This window comes from Vulcaniibacterium tengchongense, assembly GCF_003814555.1.
GTDB classification, from domain to species: domain Bacteria; phylum Pseudomonadota; class Gammaproteobacteria; order Xanthomonadales; family Xanthomonadaceae; genus Vulcaniibacterium; species Vulcaniibacterium tengchongense.
The window spans coordinates 286,565-299,471 of sequence record NZ_RKQN01000003.1 but is presented as its reverse complement, the minus strand read 5'-3'; the positions used below and the strand labels follow the sequence as shown (position 1 = coordinate 299,471).

Genomic DNA, 12,907 nt, shown 5'->3' with positions numbered 1-12,907 from the left:
CGGCGGGAGCGCGGCCGGGCACGGGCGCGGCGCGCCGTGAATGCGCCCCCGCAGGCCCTTCGGCGGCATCCCCGCCACCGAAGGTCGCGCCGGGCGGCGCCGGTTGCCAGGCGGCGTGGCGGATCGCCGGGAAGCAAGGCGCAGGCGCCTGCATCGGGGCAGGCGCGATCGGAACAACGGGAGACCGCATGGGCATCGAAATCGAACGCAAGTTCCTGGTGGCGGGCGACGGCTGGCGCGAGGCCGCGCACAAGGTCGTGCCGATGGCGCAGGGCTACCTGAACGACGTCGCCGCGCTCGACCACGGCGCGATGAAGGTGTCGGCGCGGGTGCGCATCGCCGGCGAGGCGGGCTTCCTGAACCTGAAGTCGCGCGAGCTCGGCCACACCCGGCAGGAGTTCGACTACCCGATCCCGCTCGACGATGCGCGCGCCCTGCTGGGGCTGTGCGTCGGCGGGCGCGTCGAGAAGCGTCGCCACTACGTCGAGCATGCCGGCCGGCTCTGGGAGGTGGACGAGTTCCTCGGCGACAACGCGGGGCTGGTGGTGGCGGAGATCGAGCTGGCCTCGGCCGAGCAGCCCTTCGCCCGCCCGACCTGGCTGGGCCGCGAAGTCACCGACCAGGCGCGCTACTACAACCTGCTGCTCGCCGAGCGGCCGTATTCGCGGTGGAGCGAGGCGGAGAAAGCCGGCGCTTGATTCCCGCGCGGGTCGCGGGCGTACTGCCGCGCGGCCATGCGGCTTGCGGGCGCTGCCCTCCGCCGGCGAACGCGCGCGGCCGCCCCGCCGCACCATCGCGTGGCGGAAACGGGGCGGAATGCGCCGTTCCAGGCGCGACGGCGGCGAGGGGCGGATCGTCCGCTACGCTGCAGGGGGGGATCGGCGCCCGCGGCCGACGCCTGCGCTTCCCGACTTGCGAGCCTTCCCCATGCGCATCGACATCTGGTCCGACGTGGTCTGCCCCTGGTGCTGGATCGGCAAGCACCGCCTGCGCCGCGCGCTGGAGCGGCTCGGGCCGGCGGGGCAGGCCGTCGAATTGCGCTGGCACGCGTTCCAGCTCGATCCCGAAGCGGGGACGACGCCGGTGCCCCTGCGCGAGGCCTACGAGGCCAAGTTCGGCGGCCGCGAGCGCACCGAGCAGATCCTTGCGCAGACCCAGGCCACCGGCCGCGCCGAGGGCTTGCCGTTCGACTTCGACCGCGGCCAGGTGCGGGTGAGCACCTTCGACGCGCACCGGCTGCTGTGGCTGGCCGGCCGCGAGGGCGATGCGGACGCGGCCGGCGAGGCGCTGTTCCGCGCGCATTTCGCCGAGGGCCGCAACCTGGCCGATCCGCGAACGCTGCTCGATGCCGGCGCCGCCGGCGGGTTGGGCGAGGTGCGGGTGCGGGCGCTGCTGGTCTCCGGCGAGGGCATGGCCGAAGTGCGCGCGCAGCTGGCGCAGGCGCGCGCGTTCGGCATCCGCGCGGTGCCCACCTCGTCGTCGACGGCCGCCTCGCGGTGCAGGGCGCGCAAGCGCCGGAGACCTTCCTCGCCGCGTTCGCGCGGCTCGGCGTGCAGGCGCCGCCCGCGGGCGGGGACGCGGCCTGCGGGCCCGACGGCTGCACCGTCTGAGCGGGCCTGGCGAAAGAAACGTTCCGCACGCGGGCCGGCCCGAGAGGCGGGCCGCGCCGGGACCGGCGCGCGCCGGCTGCGGCGCCGCCGCCGCACGCGGTGCCGGCCACGCGCGGTTTCTCGTTTCCGGCCATCTGCGCGACAATGCCCGGCCGCGTCATCGCCGCGTTTCCGGAGTCCTTCCATGCTCGTGATCGGCGTCGCCGGCACCGAACTCACCGCGCAGGAGCGCGACTGGCTGCAGCACGATGCCTGCGCCGGCGTGATCCTGTTCGCGCGCAACTTCGCCTCCCAAGCCCAGGTGGCCGAACTGGCCGCGGCCATCCGCGAAGCCGCGCCGCGGCCGCAGCTGGTCTGCGTCGACCAGGAGGGCGGCCGCGTGCAGCGCTTCCGCGAGGGCTACAGCGCGCTGCCGCCGCTGCGGCGGTTCGGCGAGCGCTGGCGCGCCGGCGACCGCGACGGCGCCCTCCAGGCGGCCGAGGCGCACGCCTGGCTGATGGCGCGCGAAGTGCAGGCCAGCGGCGTCGACCTGAGCTTCGCGCCGGTGGTGGACCTGGATCGCGGCAACCTGGCGATCGGCGACCGCGCTTTTTCCGACGATCCGGCCGTGGTCGCGGAATTCGCCCGCGCCTACGTGCGCGGCATGCACGCCGCGGGCATGGCGGCCACGCTCAAGCACTTCCCCGGGCACGGCTCGGTGCGCGCCGACACGCACGTCGACGCCGCCGCCGACCCGCGCACGCTCGAGGAGCTGCGCGCGAGCGACCTGCTTCCGTTCGCCGCCGGCATCGACGCCGGCGCCGACGCGGTGATGGTGGCGCACGTGAGCTACCCGGCGATCGCGCCGGAGCCGGCCGGGTTCTCGCGGCGCTGGATCGAGGAGATCCTGCGCGGCGAACTGGGTTTCCGCGGCGTGGTGTTCAGCGACGACATCGGCATGAAGGCGGCGCTCGCCGCCGGCGGCGTGGCGCAGCGCGTCCATGCGCACCTGGACGCGGGATGCGACGTCGTCCTGGTCTGCCACCCGCAGTTCGTCGAGGAGGCGCTGAAGGCGGTGGAAGGGCGCGCGCTCAACACCGCGGCGCTGATCGGGCTGATCGGCCGCGGCGCGCTCGGCTGGGACGGCCTGATCGCCGACGGCCGCTACGGCGAGACCCGTCGCCGCCTGGAGGGCCTGGCCTGATGGACGCCACTGCGAACAACCCCGAGCTCGCCGCCGCGCTGGCGCGGTCGGACCTGCTGTTCGACCGCACCGCGTTGGAGCGGGCGATCGCGCGCATGGCCGCGCCGATCCGCGCCGACTACGCCGGCGAAGTGCCGGTGTTCCTGACCGTGATGCACGGCGGCCTGCCGTTCGCGGCGCAGCTGGCGATGGAGCTGGGCGCGCTCGGCCTGGATCTGGAGTTCGACTACCTGCACGCCACCCGCTACCGCGGCGACACCCGCGGCGCCGACCTGGTGTGGAAGCACCGCCCGGCCACGCCGCTGCGCGACCGGCGCGTGCTGCTGGCCGACGACATCCTCGACGAAGGCCACACCTTGGCCGCGATCCGCGACTGGTGCCGGGAGCAGGGCGCGCGCGAGGTGCGCATCGCCGCGCTCGCGGTGAAGCGGCACGACCGCTGCGTGCCGGGCATCGCCGCCGACTACGTCGGCGTCGAGGTGCCGGACCGCTACGTGTTCGGCTACGGCATGGACTACCGCGAGCAGGGCCGCAACCTGCCCGCGATCTACGCCCTGCGCGAGTGACCGGAGCGGGCCGGACCGCGCCTCGAGACGGCGCGGTCCGGAAGGCCTGCCCGGCCGGTCCGGGCAGGCGTCCAGCGCCGCCGACAACCCACCCCCATCCCTGCCTTCCCGCCGAACGGGGAGGAGCCAAGCAGCAGGAGCCCGCGACATGAGCGATCCCGCCCTCGCCGTCATCGGCGGCACCGGCCTGTACAAGCTGGCCGAGCTGGAGGACGTCGAAACCCTCCAGCCGCAGACCCGCTTCGGCGCGCCATCCGGGCCGATCCGCGTCGGCCGGCTGGGCGGCCGACGCGTCGCCTTCCTCGCCCGCCACGGCGAAGGCCATTCGCTGCCGCCGCACAAGATCAACTACCGCGCCAACCTCGCCGCGCTGCAGGCGCTGGGCGCCACCCGGGTGCTGGCGCTCAACACCGTCGGCGGCATCACCGAGCGCTTCGGCCCGCGCGTGCTGGCCTGCCCGGACCAGCTGATCGACTACACCTGGGGCCGCATCTCGACGATCTGCGAGGAGGAGGGCAGCGAGGTCCTGCACGTCGACTTCGGCGAGCCCTACACCCGCGCGCTGCGGCAGGCGGTGCTGGCGGCGGCGCGCACCGCCGGCGTGGCGGTGGTCGACGGCGGCTGCTACGGCGCCACCCAGGGCCCGCGCCTGGAGACCCGCGCCGAGATCGCCCGGTTGCGCCGCGACGGTTGTGACCTGGTCGGCATGACCGGCATGCCCGAGGCCGGCCTGGCCCGGGAGCTCGGCCTGGATTACGCCTGCCTGGCCATCGTCGCCAACTGGGCCGCGGGCGCCGGGCCGGATCCGGACGAGGCCATCACCCTGCAGGACGTGCTGGACAACGTCGCCGCCGCCACCGCGGGGGTCCCGGCGCTGGTCCGGGCCCTGGTCGCAGCGTGAAGACGGACTTCACATTTCGGCGATTGTCAAGCTGCGGTTCACTTTGCATACTCGGCTGGCGCCCGGGACCGCCACCGCGTGCCGTGCGCGACATCGCATCCAGCATGAGGTCAATAAGGACATGCAGTACGGCACTGTGAAATGGTTCAACGACGCCAAGGGATACGGCTTCATCTCGCCCGAGGACGGCAGCGCGGATGTATTCGTGCACTTCTCCGCGATCAACGCCAAAGGATTCCGCAGCCTGCAGGAAGGCCAGCGCGTGAGCTACGAGCTCACCCAGGGCCCGAAGGGCGCGCAGGCGTCCGGTGTGACCGTCGCCGCTCCCGCCACCGCATGAGCCCCGCGGCCCCGGCCCGTCTGGAAGGCCCCGCTTCGGCGGGGCCTTTTTCGTAGGAACGAGCGGCAAGGACGGGACTCCGCTTTCCCGTTTCGCCGCGGCCGGTCCGCTTCCTCGTCCTCTTCCCCCGTTTCCGGCTGCGCGTCTCGTCCTCATCCCGCTCCCAGCATGGGCAAGCCGCTGCGCATCGCCATCGTCGGATACGGCACCGCCGGCCAGGCCGCAGCGGTGCTGCTGAGTCGCGACGGCCACCGGGCCCGGCCGGCGCCGGCCTGCTGCTGCAACCCACCGGGCTGGCGGTGCTGTGGGCGATGGCTTGCTCGATGCAGCGCTGGCGCACGACGCACGCATCGGCCGGCTGTACGGCGAGACCGCGCGCGGCCGTCCGGTGCTGGGCCTGCGCTATCGCGAGCTCGACCGGCGCTTGTTCGGCCTCGGCATGCAGCGCGGCGCGCTGTTCGCGTTGCTCGATGCAGCCTGGCGCGAGGGCCGGGCCGTGCGTTGCGGCCGCCGCATCGTCGCGATGGACCGCGCCGCGGCGTGCTGCGCGACGCCCTGGGCGACGAACACGGCGCCTACGACCTGCTGGCCGTCGCCGACGGCGCGGCGTCGTCGCTGCGCGCGCAAGTGGCGACGCCGGCGGGTGCTGAGCGGCACGCGCCGCGGTTGGCTGGGCAGGCTCGCGTTCGAGCCCGGGTTTCTCGACGCGCTGGCCGCGCCGGCCGCAGCGCGCCCGCTGGCCGCGGTCGACGCGCCGGCCGGGGCCTGGCGCGGAGTCAGCCCATCGCATCGGGCCGCGCCTAGAATCGCCACAACCCCGCTCCCGGAGTAGCAGATGGACCCGCTGCCGCCGTTCGCCACCCACCGCGTCGACAACCAGCCGCCCGAGTTCGCCCCCCGCGACCTGTGGGCCGACGACGCCGCATTGCGCGAAGCCGTGGCGCGCGAGGACGGCGCGGGCTTCGCCGAGACCCTGGCGATCTACGGCGCGCTCGCCGGCGACGAGCTGTACCGGCTGAGCTTCGACGCCCACCGCGACCGTCCGCGCCTGCGCACCCACGACCGCTTCGGCCAGCGCATCGACCTGGTCGAGTTCCATCCGCATTACCACCGCATCATGCAGGCCGCGGTCGAGCACGGCGTGGCCGGGCTGTCGTGGTCGCAGCCGCGCCCCGGCGCGCACGTCGCGCGCGCGGCGCTGAGCTACCTGCATCACCAGGTCGAGCCGGGCACCAGCTGCCCGCTGACCATGACCCATGCCGCGGTGCCGGTGCTGGGCCGCGCGCCGGCGCTGGAGGACTGGGCGCGCAAGGCGGCCGGCCCCCACTACGACCCGCGCGACCTGCCGGCCGCGGACAAGCTCGGCCTGACCCTCGGCATGGGCATGACCGAGAAGCAGGGCGGCAGCGACGTGCGCGCCAACGCCACCGTCGCGACGCCGCTGGCCGCGGAGGGCGAGTACGAGCTCGTGGGGCACAAGTGGTTCTTCTCCGCGCCGATGTCCGACGGCTTCCTCGTGCTCGCGCAGGCGCCCGGCGGCCTCACCTGCTTCCTGCTGCCGCGCTGGCGCCCGGACGGGCGGAAGAACGCGCTGCGGCTGATGCGGCTGAAGGACAAGCTCGGCGACTGGTCGAACGCCTCGTCGGAAGTCGAGTTCGCCGGCGCCTGGGCCCGGCGCATCGGCGAGGAGGGCCGCGGCGTGGCCACGATCATCGAGATGGTGATGCTGACCCGGCTCGACTGCATGCTCGGCTCGGCCGCGGAGATGCGCATGGCGCTGGCGCAGGCGCTGCACCACGCCCGCCACCGGCACGCCTTCGGCCGGCGCTTGGCCGAGCACGCGCTGATGCGCAACGTGCTCGCGGACCTCGCGGTCGAGGTCGAGGCGGCGGTGGCGCTGGCGATGCGCGCCGCGCGCGCGGTCGACCGCGCCGCGCTCGACCCGCACGAGGCCGCGCTGGCGCGCCTGGTCACCGCCGTCGGCAAGTACTGGGTGTGCAAGCGCGCCCCCGGGTTCGTCAACGAGGCGCAGGAATGCCTCGGCGGCGCCGGCTACGTGGAGGAGTCGCTGCTGCCGCGGCTGTACCGGCAGGCGCCGCTGAACTCCATCTGGGAAGGCAGCGGCAACATCCAGTGCCTCGATGTGCTGCGCGCGCTGACGCGCGAACCGGAGGCGGGCGCCGCGCTGCTGGCCGAACTGGAGGCGGCGCAAGGGCTGCAGCGCGACTTCGACGCGCAGCTGGCCGCGCTGCGCCCGGTGCTCGGCGGGCGGACACCGATCCTCGAGATCGAAGCGCGGCGCTGGACCGAAGCGATGGCGCTGGCGCTGCAGGCCGCGCTGCTGCTGCGCGCCGGCAACCCCGCCGCGGAAGCGTTCTGCGTCACGCGCCTGGCCGGCGATCACGGCAACGCCTACGGCACCCTGCCGGCCACGCTGGCGGACGGGCGACTGCTCGAACGCGCGCTGCCGGGATGAACGGCGGTTCCGCGCTTTTCATTGCGCGTGGGCCAGTGCGGACGCCGATGCGAACGGCTCAGTACGCCGTGCCGTCCTTGTGCAGGAACCGCCAACGCCCCTCGACGAACGCCGCAGCGAGATCGTCGTCCGGATACGCGACCTCGTCGCCCGCTGCCCGGTCGCCCACCTCCAGGTAGACGACGTCCCCGTCGCTTTCGTTGACCAGATGGTGGGCATTGCCGCTGCCGGCCTTGAAGCCGGCGCACATGCCCGGCTCCAGCAAAGTGCGGCCCTCGTCGGTGTACAGCGTGGGACGGCCGGAGAGGACGTAGACGAACTCGTCCTGCCTGCTGTGCGCGTGGCGCAACGCCGAGATCGCGCCGGGCGGCAGCACCGTCAGATTCACCCCGAAGTTGGTCAGCCCGAACAGATCGCCGAGCGGACGCTTGATCCGCCCCGCAACGCGCGAGGCGAACGGTTCGGGGTAGAGCGAGGGTTTGGTCCGCGGCGCCGCCTGTGCGGCGTGGATCGCGGTCGGGAAAGCGGGGTCGTTCATGCGTGCGTCTATCCGAGCCGGCGGCGATCGAACGCCAAGCCTATCGCCATGCCGGCGGAGAGCCCCAAGATGCTCCAGGGCGTCGTCTCGCCCATGAAGCGGTAACCCAGCGCGCCGCCCGCCACGAGCCCGGACAATGCACCGACGGCGAGCCATTTGATCGGCGGGAAGCCGCGGGTGCGCTTCGAGGCCAGCCGCGCCGCCGCCCGCTGCTGCTCCCGCTGGGGTTGTTCCAAAAGGGCCTGTGACGCGGCCTTGGCCTGGTCTTCGTCGAGCATGGGCGGACTCCTGCTGTGCGTGTTACCTGGATCGAACCGAGCCGGGCGGAGATGCCGGCCGTGGACGCGCGGACCGGCGGGGAATGGCTGGCGACCGGTCTCTCCCGGGCCTACGCCCATGGTGCAAGGGTACGGCCTGGAGATGGGCCTGTCGCACTCGCAGTGGCTGTTGGCGGCTACACACGCCGCACGATGCATGCGAGCCGTGGGGAATCTTCGTCAGCCGAGCCGCGGACGTGCTTGCTAGAGCAAATGCCGCGAGCGGTATCCGGATTCAGGCGCGATGGCGCAGCTCAACGGTGCAAGCGGCCGGCTACTGCGGGGGGGGGCTTCTGCGATATGCCGAGGAACTCCCGGTCCTTGGAAGAAGGGCGGTAACGGCAGGGCGCCTCGTGACCCAGGTAGATCCCCATTCGTTGGTTCCTCGAGGTTCGGGCCCGCGGAACCAGGGCTGTGTCGAAGCCTGATGCGGCGGCGCGCAGCACCAGCAGGGTGCAAGCGGCGAACTCCTTCTCGTGGTCCGGTATCAAAGCGTGGCGCAAAGTTCCATGACCTCCTAGGGATGCCAGTGTTGCCCCTCGGCAAGGCAGCCGTGTTGCTCGGCAGCCTGGTCCATGGCCTCGCCCGCAATGTACGCATGACTACGCAGCCATGAAGCAACGGCCTTGGTAATGCCGTGGCCGCCGCGATGCCACCCGTGAAGACAAAAGCAGCTGGCACGCAGCAGCCCCTGGCGTTACCCGCCTTGCGTTGACGTCCGGCGCGGGTGAGCGGAATTCCAAATTCACGCTGGCTTGGCCTTGGCGTTCGACAAGCCAGTGGCACGTTTCCACGAGAATGAAACGCCTGGAATGCTTTTTTTGCGGCCCATAGCGATCTCCCCTGCGCGCCTGGCACCTGGGTAAGCCGGGCCACGAAGCGGCTCGGCCTGGACGAAGTGTCAGTCGTGCAGCTGCGCCAACCGTGCGGCTTTATCCTTCGCGGCCTTGCGAATGGCCGGCCCGGCCAAATACCGGCCGGCCAGCATCCAGGCGCCCATGCTGCCGAGAAGCACCCATACGGCAGCGGTCTTGTCCGACCCCGGCACGAAGTACAGGAAGCCTGCCAGGCCCAGGCCTGCCAGGAACACGAGCCAAGCCACCCAGCTCCGTCGAAGCGCTCGCTGCGTTTCTTCTGCGACGATCTCTCGAGCAAGAGGCTCGCTAAGGCGGTATTCCTTGGCCACTGCGTCCGCGGTGATGATTTCGGCCCGCAACATGGTGATCTCTCCCTGCACGGCTAACGCCAGAGTTAAGCCGCGAGGCGGCTTCGGCTTGAACGAATTGTTAGGCTCAACCCGACTAGAACGACTTGCTAAATGCCATGGCTGTACTTTGGATATTCTGGCTCCTCAGCTGATTTCTACGTGCAACGACATCCTGCTCCGTGGCGTAGTACTCCCAGCCTTTCGAGCGCATGCATGCAACCCATAAGTCGTGCGCTTGCGCACGGCTCATATTGGGAACAAATACTTTGCGTCCACTCCCAAGTACAACATCGCGTGTTCCGGCAACAGCGGCGGCGCGATTAACCTCTAAGTCGCACTCGCTTTCGTGTCCGTTCCCGAAGCGCGTCCACTGACTCTCGCTGGTGAAATTGGCGACTAGATTTTGGTCGCCGTTCCAAACGAAGTAGTAGTCCTTTAATCCATCTTGGGCTAACGCGGAAAAACTACTAGCCAAGAACGTGACGGCGGCAATCATCTTCGCATGGGATGTCCTCTTGGAAGAGTTCACGCTCGAGCAGCATATCTGCATGTCCTGGCACTCCACTTTTCGCGCATCCGCCTGTAGCGGTGCGGCATTTCGATTAGAGATACGTTGTTATGACGCTAGCGCCGGCGCCGATAAGCGTTCCAATGAATCCCTAAATTGCAGATTCCACGTAACCTCCCGTGCGCTCTAACGCCTGAGTTAAGCCGCGCCGCGAAGCGGCGTCGGCTTGGACGAATTGTTAGGGCCTAATCTGCCAACTCTCGGTTACAAACTCTTCCGTACATCTCACAAGCACTGCCGCAGAGCTTATGAGGTCTTCGAGCGCTCTGAGCGGTACGCGCTCTTTAGTAGCTAGTTCGTGGGCGTACATGTGGCGGAGCTTGAACAGTGTTTCCACTTGAGCCAGCAAGTGTGGGAAGACTTCTCCCACGGGCGAGGTGTTCCACTGGCTCAATGGATGCGCAGAAAAGAATCGGGTGTAGTCGGTCGCGAGCAGGGCAGAAAGGTGGGAATTGATATCAGACAAGCCATTGAGTGGCAGGAGATGGGCCACGAAATGACCCAGAGAAACCTTCTTCTTGTGAATGGCCACAACCGACTCTGGCGTGAACCTAATTTCCTTAAGCTCACCAATGCGTTCGACGAACGGTTCGCCGGAGTCAATGATGTCTGCAATCAGTAGGCGAAAGTAGCCTTCAACACAGGCTATGTACCCTATTGCTCCATATTTGAGCCATTCGCTTCGATAGCTAATGGACTTGTCTAGTTGCTTGATCTCCCTAAAGCCCTTTACGAGTGGATGTACTCGACGCGCAAAGAGATCCATGCGCGTCCCGCGCTTATGCAGGCGGGATTGCTTTGAAAGAATTTCCTCGATGACGTCTCGTCTAGCCGCGGCGAAGCCGGTTCGGCTTGAATGAATTGTTAGGGCTCATCCCGAGATCCCTGACAGCGATCCACAGTAGACCATAGACCGGCATACAACGAAATGAGAAGCGGCGAACCCAGCACAGCAGGCCAGTAGGCCGGCGGCAAATGCTGCCCAAGGAAGCATCTGACGCCGACGTGCGATGACGGCGGCTATGACAGCGGCAATGCCCAGACCAGGCAGCGAAAACAAGTGGCCGAGGCCAAGCAGGCCTTCGGGCTGCGGCAAAGACGCTTGCCATGCCCAATAGAAGAGGAAGGATGCGGCAAGTGCCGCAGCAGCACCGGTTGTGAACAATGGCGGTGCTTTAGCGATCTGCGCCAAGCCGACAAGACCAAACCAGGCAATCAGGTAGTACCTGATGCCCGCATAGATCGGGTCGCCAAAGATGGACGTTGCAGCCAGCAAGGCGAACCCGATGCCAAGCGCAATGACACTATCTATCCGCCGCGACATTGTGCGCATGAGCCCTAACGCCTGAATTAAGCCGAGTCGCGAAGCGGCTTCGGCTTGAATGAATTGTTAGCCTTCATTTGTGGTGGTAGCTGGAGCGAGATGCGCATAGAGTTCTTCGGCAGTTTTGAGCGCGGCCTCTTTGGTTTTGCGGCTGACTTGGCTTTCCGCGACCGATACGTGTAACAGCGCTATCAGCATATATGTGGCAAACCACACAGCAACGCGAGGCTGGTTGGTAGCGAATTTGTGCCAGTGGATGAGAGAGTTCTTATCGCTGGGGGAGAACCAGCACATTGCTCTTTGCCAACTGGCAAGCTGTTGTTTGTCTAGCACACTCAAGTAGACGTCGAAGGCGAAATCGACGTGATCTACTCTGTGAGCGAGATTATTCCGAAGGGATGCCAGGCGCCGAATAAAGCGCCGCTGCGGCGAGTCAAGGAGGCCGAGATCCTTGGCTAGGGATAGCTTGCCAATCTCCTCGTCCGCAAGTGGCAGTCGCTCAATCAGCCTACGGACACGAGGCTCGCCAAGATGGGAGACAAGTGCTTCAGTTATAGAAGTTTCGATCAATGCTTGAACTTTGATCAGAAATGACCAGTCGCTGTCATTCTCTAACTTTTTGAGAAACGCGCCGCAGTCTTTGACCCCCGACGATAGACTCGTCTTGAGCTCGTCGAATATCTCCTGCACGTAGCGGTGATGTATGGGCATGAAGGCTAACACCTGAGTTAAGCCGCGCCGCGAAGCGGCGTCGGCTTGGACGAATTGTTAGCATCCACCTACGGCTTCTCTGGCGGCCACTTGGCAATCAACTTCGCTAACGCAGAGGTGCCGGCGGGATCACTTAAGTGCTTAAGGGTGTTCTCGGCGGACTGGATGTCTTTCAGAAGCTTGTCGCTTGAACTCTCGTACAGCATTTTGTGCAAGCGCTCAGTTGTGCTTGGGCTTGAGAAGAGATAGTCGAGCGACTTCTCACGCTTCATCTTCTCCACTTGCTCGCGAAGTTTACGGATGGTTTGCTGCGAGTCCTTGTCCTGCTGCTTGAGACGAGCAAGCTCCTCTAGGGACTCTTCCATGGATCTTAGACTTTCGTCGCGTTCCGCAGACGCTTGGGATATCTGCAGTTGGTAGCCCTGGATTGCAGCCGCCAATCCACGTACAAACGTGCCCATCTCATCCGCGCTTCCGGCTAGACGGTTGAATATCGTGAGAAAGTATCCGACAAGTTCGTTGTCCGAGAAGTTAGGGTAGCGAACCGTGTGGTCGATTTCGCTCCATCCCTCTTCGAAGATTGTTCGAATCTGAACCTCCGCGACAACACGGCGATTCAACGGCTGCGATCCAAAAACATAGTGAACGGATCGGTAGCCGGCTGGGTGGATTTTCACCTCTAGGTCGTGGTTTCGGTATTTCTCTGTTAGCTCGTCGGGATCTCCGTTTCGGATATACGCCACAGGTGGCTCCAGGGGCGTCCAATCAGCCGTTAGAGATTTGTGGATATCGAAGCAATCGTCTTTGAAGAGATGGAGCGCCCGTATCCCGATAAGGTCAGTGACCACAGTGTAGTAGTTGCTTCTGTCTACTGAAGCATATTTCTCTTCTTCCGCAGCTCTCTTTCGAACAATCTTTTCTAGCAAGTGTCCCGTGTCCTTAATGCGCCACCTTACGGAATGGACGCCGGGAATCTTCTGGATGAGGTTGGCATAGAGCGTGGCACTTTCGATAAGTGGCTGTCGCTGGTGTTCGTGGTCTGCTGCGATGGCCTGCAGTTCCTCCCAAGAAATGCGTGCGCGCTCCCAAGTGGCCTGCTCAATGCGGTTGGCGGTTAGAAAATCTTCAAGCTGCATAATCAGTCCTGTGGGTGCTAACTATAAGTA

The 12,907-nt window shown here is 67.2% G+C and carries 14 protein-coding genes and 2 pseudogenes; 8 read left to right on the top strand and 8 right to left on the bottom strand.

All coding sequences use genetic code 11. The features are described from left to right. The first annotated feature begins 188 nt into the window (after positions 1-188). The 8 genes and pseudogenes from EDC50_RS11755 to EDC50_RS11720 all read left to right on the top strand — a co-directional run bounded on the left by EDC50_RS11755 (position 189) and on the right by EDC50_RS11720 (position 7,076). On the top strand, positions 189-698 hold the full coding sequence (locus tag EDC50_RS11755) for a CYTH domain-containing protein (protein ID WP_123770670.1): 510 nt from the start codon (positions 189-191) through the stop codon (positions 696-698). A 229-nt stretch (positions 699-927) separates the two neighbouring features. After that, positions 928-1,610 (top strand): annotated as a pseudogene (locus EDC50_RS11750) (DsbA family oxidoreductase). A gap of 184 nt (positions 1,611-1,794) precedes the next feature. Next, a complete protein-coding gene (nagZ, locus tag EDC50_RS11745; RefSeq protein ID WP_123770669.1) occupies positions 1,795-2,793 on the top strand; it encodes a beta-N-acetylhexosaminidase in 999 nt (332 codons plus the stop codon). Next, positions 2,793-3,359 (top strand): hypoxanthine-guanine phosphoribosyltransferase, encoded by a 567-nt coding sequence (locus tag EDC50_RS11740; protein WP_123770668.1) that lies wholly within the window; start codon positions 2,793-2,795, stop codon positions 3,357-3,359. Before nagZ ends, EDC50_RS11740 begins: the two co-directional genes overlap by 1 nt. 148 nt (positions 3,360-3,507) lie before the next feature. Continuing rightward, positions 3,508-4,260 carry an S-methyl-5'-thioinosine phosphorylase gene (locus EDC50_RS11735; RefSeq protein WP_123770667.1) on the top strand — a complete coding sequence of 251 codons (753 nt, stop codon included), beginning with the start codon at positions 3,508-3,510 and terminating at the stop codon, positions 4,258-4,260. 121 nt (positions 4,261-4,381) lie between these two features. After that, positions 4,382-4,600, top strand: a complete 219-nt coding sequence (locus EDC50_RS11730) for a cold-shock protein (protein ID WP_123770666.1) — start codon at positions 4,382-4,384, stop codon at positions 4,598-4,600. A gap of 168 nt (positions 4,601-4,768) precedes the next feature. After that, positions 4,769-5,230 (top strand): annotated as a pseudogene (locus EDC50_RS16685) (flavin-dependent monooxygenase); the annotation flags it as partial. Between the two features lie 205 nt (positions 5,231-5,435). Then, positions 5,436-7,076, top strand: coding sequence for an acyl-CoA dehydrogenase family protein (locus EDC50_RS11720; protein ID WP_123770665.1), 1,641 nt, complete (start codon positions 5,436-5,438; stop codon positions 7,074-7,076). A 58-nt stretch (positions 7,077-7,134) separates the two neighbouring features. On the opposite strand, the gene EDC50_RS11715 is transcribed toward EDC50_RS11720, so the two are convergent. The 8 genes from EDC50_RS11715 to EDC50_RS11680 form a co-directional block, all read right to left on the bottom strand. Beyond that, complete coding sequence (locus tag EDC50_RS11715) at positions 7,135-7,614, bottom strand: cupin domain-containing protein (protein ID WP_123770664.1); 480 nt, start codon at positions 7,612-7,614, stop codon at positions 7,135-7,137. A gap of 8 nt (positions 7,615-7,622) precedes the next feature. Further along, the gene (locus EDC50_RS11710) at positions 7,623-7,892 is read right to left on the bottom strand and encodes a hypothetical protein (RefSeq protein ID WP_123770663.1); all 270 of its coding nucleotides are present in this window, start codon (positions 7,890-7,892) and stop codon (positions 7,623-7,625) included. Positions 7,893-8,832: 940 nt separating this feature from the next. Continuing rightward, positions 8,833-9,168: a hypothetical protein gene (locus EDC50_RS11705; RefSeq protein ID WP_158635731.1), complete on the bottom strand. Its 336-nt coding sequence runs from the start codon at positions 9,166-9,168 to the stop codon at positions 8,833-8,835. Between the two features lie 64 nt (positions 9,169-9,232). Continuing rightward, on the bottom strand, positions 9,233-9,634 hold the full coding sequence (locus tag EDC50_RS11700) for a hypothetical protein (RefSeq protein ID WP_123770661.1): 402 nt from the start codon (positions 9,632-9,634) through the stop codon (positions 9,233-9,235). Between the two features lie 250 nt (positions 9,635-9,884). After that, positions 9,885-10,472: a hypothetical protein gene (locus EDC50_RS11695; RefSeq protein WP_123770660.1), complete on the bottom strand. Its 588-nt coding sequence runs from the start codon at positions 10,470-10,472 to the stop codon at positions 9,885-9,887. A 105-nt stretch (positions 10,473-10,577) separates the two neighbouring features. Then, positions 10,578-11,039 (bottom strand): hypothetical protein, encoded by a 462-nt coding sequence (locus EDC50_RS11690; protein ID WP_123770659.1) that lies wholly within the window; start codon positions 11,037-11,039, stop codon positions 10,578-10,580. A gap of 57 nt (positions 11,040-11,096) precedes the next feature. After that, positions 11,097-11,741, bottom strand: coding sequence for a hypothetical protein (locus tag EDC50_RS11685; RefSeq protein ID WP_123770658.1), 645 nt, complete (start codon positions 11,739-11,741; stop codon positions 11,097-11,099). 68 nt (positions 11,742-11,809) lie between these two features. After that, positions 11,810-12,877, bottom strand: a complete 1,068-nt coding sequence (locus EDC50_RS11680) for a RelA/SpoT domain-containing protein (protein ID WP_123770657.1) — start codon at positions 12,875-12,877, stop codon at positions 11,810-11,812. Positions 12,878-12,907 lie beyond the last annotated feature (30 nt).

Excerpts from the sequence above, each read along its gene's own strand:
- EDC50_RS11755 (WP_123770670.1), top strand. The coding sequence starts at position 189 with ATGGGCATCGAAATCGAACGCAAGTTCCTGGTGGCGGGCGACGGCTGG.
- nagZ (WP_123770669.1), top strand. The coding sequence starts at position 1,795 with ATGCTCGTGATCGGCGTCGCCGGCACCGAACTCACCGCGCAGGAGCGC.
- EDC50_RS11740 (WP_123770668.1), top strand. The coding sequence starts at position 2,793 with ATGGACGCCACTGCGAACAACCCCGAGCTCGCCGCCGCGCTGGCGCGG.
- EDC50_RS11735 (WP_123770667.1), top strand. The coding sequence starts at position 3,508 with ATGAGCGATCCCGCCCTCGCCGTCATCGGCGGCACCGGCCTGTACAAG.
- EDC50_RS11730 (WP_123770666.1), top strand. The coding sequence starts at position 4,382 with ATGCAGTACGGCACTGTGAAATGGTTCAACGACGCCAAGGGATACGGC.
- EDC50_RS11720 (WP_123770665.1), top strand. The coding sequence starts at position 5,436 with ATGGACCCGCTGCCGCCGTTCGCCACCCACCGCGTCGACAACCAGCCG.
- EDC50_RS11715 (WP_123770664.1), bottom strand. The coding sequence starts at position 7,614 with ATGAACGACCCCGCTTTCCCGACCGCGATCCACGCCGCACAGGCGGCG.
- EDC50_RS11710 (WP_123770663.1), bottom strand. The coding sequence starts at position 7,892 with ATGCTCGACGAAGACCAGGCCAAGGCCGCGTCACAGGCCCTTTTGGAA.
- EDC50_RS11700 (WP_123770661.1), bottom strand. The coding sequence starts at position 9,634 with ATGATTGCCGCCGTCACGTTCTTGGCTAGTAGTTTTTCCGCGTTAGCC.
- EDC50_RS11695 (WP_123770660.1), bottom strand. The coding sequence starts at position 10,472 with ATGGATCTCTTTGCGCGTCGAGTACATCCACTCGTAAAGGGCTTTAGG.
- EDC50_RS11690 (WP_123770659.1), bottom strand. The coding sequence starts at position 11,039 with ATGCGCACAATGTCGCGGCGGATAGATAGTGTCATTGCGCTTGGCATC.
- EDC50_RS11685 (WP_123770658.1), bottom strand. The coding sequence starts at position 11,741 with ATGCCCATACATCACCGCTACGTGCAGGAGATATTCGACGAGCTCAAG.
- EDC50_RS11680 (WP_123770657.1), bottom strand. The coding sequence starts at position 12,877 with ATGCAGCTTGAAGATTTTCTAACCGCCAACCGCATTGAGCAGGCCACT.